This is a genomic window from Streptomyces aureus (assembly GCF_001418135.1).
Lineage (GTDB): Bacteria > Actinomycetota > Actinomycetes > Streptomycetales > Streptomycetaceae > Streptomyces > Streptomyces aureus_A.
Window position 1 is genome coordinate 1 of record NZ_LIPQ01000131.1, and the last position, 6,356, is coordinate 6,356.

Annotated in this window: 6 protein-coding genes and 1 pseudogene; 5 read left to right on the plus strand and 2 right to left on the minus strand. The window is 72.2% G+C overall.

Features of this window, described 5'->3' with window-relative positions; genetic code table 11:
• Nucleotides 1-223 precede the first annotated feature (223 nt).
• A complete protein-coding gene (locus AOK00_RS13040) occupies nucleotides 224-430 on the minus strand; it encodes a hypothetical protein (protein WP_055600478.1) in 207 nt (68 codons plus the stop codon).
• 91 nt (nucleotides 431-521) lie between these two features.
• Between AOK00_RS13040 and AOK00_RS13045 the strand changes: the two genes are divergently transcribed.
• From AOK00_RS13045 to AOK00_RS39030, 4 genes are all read left to right on the plus strand, one after another.
• Nucleotides 522-1,724, plus strand: a complete 1,203-nt coding sequence (locus AOK00_RS13045; protein ID WP_055600479.1) for a bifunctional adenosylcobinamide kinase/adenosylcobinamide-phosphate guanylyltransferase — start codon at nucleotides 522-524, stop codon at nucleotides 1,722-1,724.
• Between the two features lie 45 nt (nucleotides 1,725-1,769).
• Nucleotides 1,770-2,846, plus strand: coding sequence for a nicotinate-nucleotide--dimethylbenzimidazole phosphoribosyltransferase (cobT, locus tag AOK00_RS13050; RefSeq protein ID WP_055600480.1), 1,077 nt, complete (start codon nucleotides 1,770-1,772; stop codon nucleotides 2,844-2,846).
• A 107-nt stretch (nucleotides 2,847-2,953) separates the two neighbouring features.
• Nucleotides 2,954-4,717, plus strand: a complete 1,764-nt coding sequence (locus tag AOK00_RS13055) for a phosphatidylglycerol lysyltransferase domain-containing protein (RefSeq protein WP_055600481.1) — start codon at nucleotides 2,954-2,956, stop codon at nucleotides 4,715-4,717.
• Nucleotides 4,714-5,424, plus strand: coding sequence for a hypothetical protein (locus AOK00_RS39030; protein WP_055600482.1), 711 nt, complete (start codon nucleotides 4,714-4,716; stop codon nucleotides 5,422-5,424). The genes AOK00_RS13055 and AOK00_RS39030 overlap by 4 nt, the downstream gene beginning before the upstream one ends.
• Here the strand turns inward: AOK00_RS39030 and AOK00_RS13065 are convergent.
• Nucleotides 5,364-6,128 carry a hypothetical protein gene (locus tag AOK00_RS13065; RefSeq protein WP_055600483.1) on the minus strand — a complete coding sequence of 255 codons (765 nt, stop codon included), beginning with the start codon at nucleotides 6,126-6,128 and terminating at the stop codon, nucleotides 5,364-5,366. The two genes, AOK00_RS39030 and AOK00_RS13065, sit on opposite strands and share 61 nt — an antisense overlap.
• Nucleotides 6,129-6,153: 25 nt before the next feature.
• Here AOK00_RS13065 and AOK00_RS40265 point away from each other — a divergent pair.
• Nucleotides 6,154-6,356, plus strand: a pseudogene (locus AOK00_RS40265) (adenosylcobinamide-GDP ribazoletransferase); the annotation flags it as partial.

The window sequence follows — 6,356 nt, forward strand, 5'->3', positions numbered from 1 at the left end:
TGGGGGAGGGACCGGTGGGCACACGGGACGGCGCCCTCGGCGGGCGCCTCCGCCCCGTGTGCCTGGACCCGCACTCCCTTGTGCACCGCACCTGTGGTGCGGGTTCAGGCGCGGAAGCCTGGGCCCGGCAAAAGGCGCCGTCCGTTGTGGGCTGGGGCGCAGGCCCCTGGGGGCGAGGGGTGCGGGGGTAGGCCCGCACCCCCCTCCCTCGTCGCCGGGTGCTCTAGCCCTCCGCGTTCAGGGGCATCGGGCCGTAGATCTTCGTCCCGTCCTCCGAGAGGGTCACCTGGTCCGCGCCGCCGCTCAGGAGGTCGCGCCAGTTTTCGCCGATCCAGCTTTCCGCGTCGCCCTGGGTGGTGAACTCCTCAGGCGTCACCACCGGTTCGACCTCCGTGCCGTCGGACTTCTCGAACCGCCACGTCCATGCCATGTCCGCCTCCTGGCGCTCACCGGATGATCGGTTTCCTGCCCGCAGAGTAGCCGGGCGCGCACCGCTCGCGGTGGCGCGGGAGGATCTGAGGGTGGAACTGACTCTGCTCGGCACCGGCGCCCCGCTCGGACTGCCCCGTCCCGACTGCTCCTGCGCCGTGTGCGCGCTCTCCCGTGGGCCACGGGTGCGCGCCGCGACGGCGCTGCTCGTGGACGGGGCCCTGCTGCTCGATCTGACCCCGGGGGCCGCTCTCGCCGCCGCGCGGTCCGGGCATTCGCTGGTGGGCGTGCGGCAGGTGCTCCTGACCCATCCGCACGACGGGCCCGCGGTGGAGGTGCCCGCGGGGCTGCCCACCGCCGGCCGGGTGCCGGACGGACGGGAGTTGACGCTGATCTCCGGGCACCGGGTGCGGGCGGTGCCGATGGACTCCCCCGGTACGGGGTACGAGGTGACCTCGGCCGACGGTGAGACGCTGCTCTATCTGCCGCCGGGCGGGTCCCCGGCCGGGCTTCCGGACGATCACCGGGTGCCGTACGACATGGTGGTCGCCGATGTGACGGGCCGGCCGGACGCGCTGGCCCGGCTGCGGGCGACCGGGGCCGTCGGGTCCGCGACCGATGTCGTCGCCGTCCACCTGGACCACGACGCGCCGACCGGCGCGGAGCTGGACCGGCGGCTCGCGGCGGCGGGCGCGCGGGCGGTGCCGGACGGGACGACGCTGTACGTGGGCGAGTACCACGAGGTGCCGGACGTGCCACGGCGGACCCTGGTGACCGGCGGAGCCCGGTCGGGGAAGTCCGTGGAGGCCGAGCGGCGTCTGGAGACCTTCCCCGAGGTGCTGTACGTGGCGACGGGCGGGAGCCGGGAGGGCGATCCGGAGTGGGCGGAGCGGGTGGGCCTGCACCGGGAGCGGCGGCCGGGGTCCTGGCGTACCGCCGAGACCTGTGACCTCGTACCGCTGCTCGAAGAGGACGGTCCCGCGCTCCTCGTCGACTGTCTGTCGTTGTGGCTGACCGATGCCATGGACCGGGTGGGTGCCTGGGACGACGGGACGTGGGCGGCCGGCGGGCAGAGCGCGCTGCGCGAGCGGACCGCGGAGCTGGTGGCGGCGGTGCGGGCGACCCGTCGCACGGTCGTCGCCGTGACGAACGAGGTCGGCTCGGGCGTGGTGCCGGCGACGGCGGCGGGGCGCCGTTTCCGTGACGAGCTGGGCCGGCTGAACGCGGCCTTCGCGGACGAGTGCGAGGAGGTCCTCCTCGTGGTCGCCGGTCAGGCGGTCGTGCTGCGCGGGTAGGGTGCCAGCACCGATGGCCCTCGCTGATTCACAAGGCGGAAACCCGTGAACCTGGACGACTTCTCCGATCTGATCGAGCGCCCCGACGGGGGGATCCGGCGTGACGCCGAGGAGCGCCGTGAGCGGCTGGCCGTGCCGCCGGGGGCGCTCGGTCGGCTCGACGAGCTCGGTGAGTGGCTGTCGGCCGCGCAGGCCTCGGTCAAGGTGCGGGCGATCGAGCAGCCGAAGGTGGTGCTCTTCGCGGGCGACCACGGGGTGGCCTCGCTCGACGTGTCGGGGCGCCCGGCGGGCACGGCGCACGAGCTGGTGCGCGCGGTCCTGGACGGGTCGAGCCCGATCGCGGTGCTCGCCCGGTCGACGGATGTGCCGGTCCGGGTCGTGGACGCGGGTCTGGACTGCGATCCGGAGCTGCTGCCCGCCGAGGTGGTACGCCACCGGGTGCGGCGCGGCAGCGGCCGGATCGACGTCGAGAACGCGCTGACCGTCGAGGAGACCGAGGCGGCGGTCCGGCTCGGGATCGCGATCGCCGACGAGGAGGCGGACTCGGGCACCGATCTGGTGGTGCTCGGGGATCTGAGCGTCGGCGGGACGACGCCGGCCGCCACGCTGGTCGCGGCGCTCTGCGGGACGGACGCCTCCGTGGTGACGGGCCGGGGCGGCGCCGGGATCGACGATCTGGCGTGGATGCGCAAGTGCGCGGCGGTCCGGGACTCGCTGCGCAGGGCCCGGCCGGTCCTGGGTGATCAGCTGGAGCTGCTGGCGGCGGTCGGCGGGGCGGATCTCGCGGCGATGACCGGCTTCCTGCTGCAGGCGTCGGTCCGGCGGATGCCGGTGATCCTGGACGGTGTGGTGGGCGCGGCGTGCGCGCTGGTGGCGCAGCGGGCGGCGTTCCGGGCGCCGGACTGGTGGCTCGCGGGTCAGGTGAGCGGGGAGCCGGCGCAGGCGAAGGCGCTGGACAGGATGGCGCTCAACCCTCTGCTCGACCACGGCGTCCATGTGGGTGAGGGAACCGGGGCATTGCTCGCACTCCCCCTCGTCAAGGCCGCGGCGGCGTTCGCCGCGGAGCTGCCCGAGCGTCCGGATCCGACCACTCCGGACGACGAGGGCGCTGCGACGGCCTGAGACCGGGGAGACAGGAACGATCGACTCCGAGGCGGTCACGCGCGACGCGCGCGTGGCCGTCTCCGGCGTCTCCGTGCGGCAAGCACTGCCCCATATGATCGCTTTTCATGGGAGAAGTCCGCTTGTCTGCCGAAGCCGCACCCCGGGGCACGACCGCCCGTTCACGGCGCAGCGCCGCGTTCGCCGTCTGGTACCTGCGCGTCGTCACGTTCATCAATTTCCTGAGTGCCGTCTGGGTCTCCTTCGGGCAGGACCTGCGCCGTCACAACGAGGACGACTACTTCACCCCGTACATGCTCACGGCGGGTTTCGCCTCGGGTGTCTTCACCCTCTTCCTGGCGATCACCATGCGGCGGCGCAAGCGGGCCGCGTGGATCCTCAACATGGTGCTCGGCGGGCTCTTCCTGCTGCTCTTCGCGCTGGTGATGTTGTTCCCGGAGATCCGGCAGCATGCCCAGAACTGGATCTCGCTGGTCCTGACCGCCGCGTTCGTGCTCGCGCTGCTGCTGGGCCGCAAGGAGTTCTACGCGAAGGGCGACCGTTCCAACCCCTGGCTCGCCGCGGTCGTCGCGGTCGGCGGACTGCTCGTCACCTCGCTGCTCGCGGCCGTCCTCGTCACCGTCACCAACACCTCCACCGCCCCGTCCACCTTCCTGGAGCGGTGGCGGTACGGCGTGATGCGGCTGATCACCCTGGCTTCGGACGACTCCCGGTTCGCCGGGATCACCACGCCCGGCTGGGTCGACGTCACCATCAACGTCCTGTCCACGCTGCTGCTGTTCGCGGTGCTCTTCGCCGCCTTCCGCTCCCGCCGGGCCACCGACCCGCTGACCGAGGAGGACGAGGAACGGCTGCGGGTCCTGCTCGACAAGCAGGGGGACCGCGACTCGCTCGGCTACTTCGCGCTGCGCCGCGAGAAGAGCGTCGTGTGGTCGCCGAGCGAGAAGGCCGCCGTCACCTACCGGGTGGTCGGCGGGGTCTCCCTCGCCTCGGGCGACCCGATCGGCGACCCCGAGGCCTGGCCCGGGGCCATCGAGCCGTGGCTGGCCGAGGCGCGCGAGCACGGTTGGATCCCGGCGGTGATGGGCGCGAGCGAGGAGGCCGGGGTCATCTACGCCCGGCACGGTCTGGACGCCCTGGAGCTGGGCGACGAGGCCATCGTGGAGACCGACGAGTTCACCCTGGACGGGCGGGCGATGCGGACGGTCCGGCAGGCCTTCAACCGGGTCAAGCGGGCCGGGTACGAGGTCCGGATCCGGCGCCACGAGGACATCCCGGCCGAGGAGATGGCCGAGCTGCTGCGGAAGGCCGACGACTGGCGGGACGGGGCCACCGAGCGCGGATTCTCGATGGCGCTCGGCCGGCTCGGCGACCCGCGCGACGGTCGGTGCGTGATGCTGGAGTGCACTGACGGGGAGGGTGAGCTGCGGGCGGTGCTGTCCTTCGTCCCGTGGGGGCCGAAGGGGCTTTCGCTGGACCTGATGCGCCGTGACCGCGAGTCGGAGAACGGCCTGATGGAGTTCATGGTCATCGAACTCCTCCAGCGCGCGAAGGAGATCGGGATCACTCAGGTCTCGCTGAACTTCGCGATGTTCCGCTCCGTCTTCGAACGTGGCTCGAAGCTCGGGGCGGGACCCGTGCTGCGCATGTGGCGTTCACTGCTCAGCTTCTTCTCCCGCTGGTGGCAGATCGAGTCGTTGTACCGCGCCAACGCCAAGTACCGACCGATCTGGGAGCCCCGATTCATGCTCTTCGAGAAGAGTGCGGACCTGCTGCGCATCGGCCTCGCGGCCGGTCGCGCGGAGGGGTTCCTGGAGGCCCCGGGGCTGCCGAAGTGGATGCACCGACGGCATCTGGAGAGCGGCCGTTGAACCGCGCCCTCCGGGAGTTCGCCCGCCGCGAGTGGGGCCCGCTGTTCTCCACCGTACGGACGGCGCTCCTCACGAAGACGTGGAGGGCGGTCCCGATGACGCTCGCCGCCGTCTGTCTCACCGCCCTCTTCCAGCTGGTGCAGAACCAGGGCTGGGGCTACCAGCCGGTCCAGAACATCGGTTCCGTACGGGCCGAGGACCCGTTCTGGCTGGCGCTGCTCCGGACCCCGCTCTCGCTGTTCGTGCCCGCGCTCGACCTGCCCGTGTGGGGGGCCCTCGCGCAGGTCCTGCTGGTCTTCGGGATCGCCGAGATCTGCCTCGGCAGGTGGCGCACCCTCGCCATCGCCTATCTGGCGACCCTCTGCGGGACGCTGTACGCGCGGGTGGGCATCGCCCTGGGGCCGGACAACCCGCTCGGGCTGCCCGCCACCGACGCGCAGGTTCACGACACCGGTCCCTCGGCGGCCGTGGTCGGCCTGGCCGTCTACGTCTGCTGGCGGTACGGGGCCCGGTGGACGGGCACGCTCGTGGTCGTGGCGATGGTCGTCGAGGTGATCGTCAAGCCGAACCTGGCGGGCAAGGAGCATCTGGCGGCCATCGCCGGCGTCCTCGTCCTGATGGGGATCCAGGCCTGGCGCGAGCGCGGTCAGGAGGGCGTGGAGCCCCGTCCGGGGACCCGCTCCTGGAAGCCTCCGATCAAGTCCTGAGCCCGGCGCCGGACCTTGGTCCAGCGCTTGTCGTGGCGGTACGTACGGATCCTGGACCGGGCCCGGGCCCGGTGGCGGCGTCCGTAGAACCGGCGGGCCCACCAGGAGCCGGGGCGGGCGAGCCGGGCGGCGCCGACGATCGCCACGAACGGGACCAGGGTCCCGATCACCGCCATCCGGAACTTCCCCTTCACCAGGGTGATCAGGATGAGGAGGAAGTTCAGCGCGAGGGTCAGGATGAAGGTGAACCGGTCCTGGCGTTCGTCGGCGGTCATGTCGTCGACACCCAGCGGCGAGAAGCCGCTCAGGGTGAGCCCGACCAGGGCGGCGGTGAGCACGACCACCTCGACGCTCTTGCGGCCCTCGTCGGACCAGTACACGTCGTCGAGATGGAGGATCAGCGCGAACTCGTCCAGGACGAGCCCCGCGCCGATCCCGAAGACCACGGCGAAGACGGCGGCGCCGATCCCGTGCCGGTCGCTGCCCACCGCGCCGAAACCGCCGATGACGGTGAGGACCACGCCCGGTACGACGTGATGGATGTGGAGCCCGCCGGACGAGACGTTCCCGAAGGGCCCCTTCCCCGCCCGGATGAGACGGACGATGGTCCTCGTGACCAGGAACGTCACGATGAACGAGGTCAGCGCGAGGAGCATCGGGAGCTTGCCCGGCTCGACGATGTTGCGGGAGAACCAGTGACCCATGCCACCCCGTTCCGATTTGCGCGGTATGCGCAATCTACCGTCCGGAGGCGGCGATTACCCTGCCCGGATGGACGGCCTGCGTTTCGCCTTCGGCACCCTCACGGTGTTCCCCGCCCGCATCACCCGCTGGGACCGGGACGCGGCGCGCGCCGGCATGCTCTGCGCCCCGCTGGCTGGTCTGGTCGTCGGACTCTTCGCCGCCGGGCTCGGCGGCGAAGAGTCCGACGA